The following is a 337-nucleotide window of genomic DNA, read 5'->3' on the forward strand; positions in this document are numbered from 1 at the left end:
ACCCAGCACCGGCGAATGCTTCTTTATGTCATCCTGGCCGGGCCCTGTACCCCCTTCCCTGCCCTCTCCTCTTCTTCCCTCCCCCTCTCCCCCCCCCTTTTCCTTTCCCCTTTCTCCCTCCCTTTCCTCTCCCTTTCTTCTCTTTTTTTCCTTTCCCTTCCCTTCCCTCCCCCTTCCTTTCCCTCTTCCTCCTTTCCTCCCCCCTTCTTCCCTCCTTCTCCCTCTCTTCCCTTCTCTCCCCTTTTTCCCTCTCCTTCTTTTTCCCTTCTTTCCTCCTCTCCTCCTTCTCTCTCCCCCTCCTCTTCTTTTTCTCCTCCTTTTTCCTTTTTTCTTTCCT

General features: G+C 54.3%; 1 protein-coding gene. It reads right to left on the minus strand.

Going from position 1 to position 337, the window contains the following annotated elements:
- Window positions 1-28: 28 nt before the first annotated feature.
- On the minus strand, window positions 29-337 hold a 309-nt coding region (locus LK536_RS58600), incomplete at its 5' end, for a hypothetical protein (RefSeq protein ID WP_506092313.1).

The organism is Clostridium pacaense (assembly GCF_020709765.2).
Taxonomy (GTDB): domain Bacteria; phylum Bacillota; class Clostridia; order Lachnospirales; family Lachnospiraceae; genus Enterocloster; species Enterocloster hominis.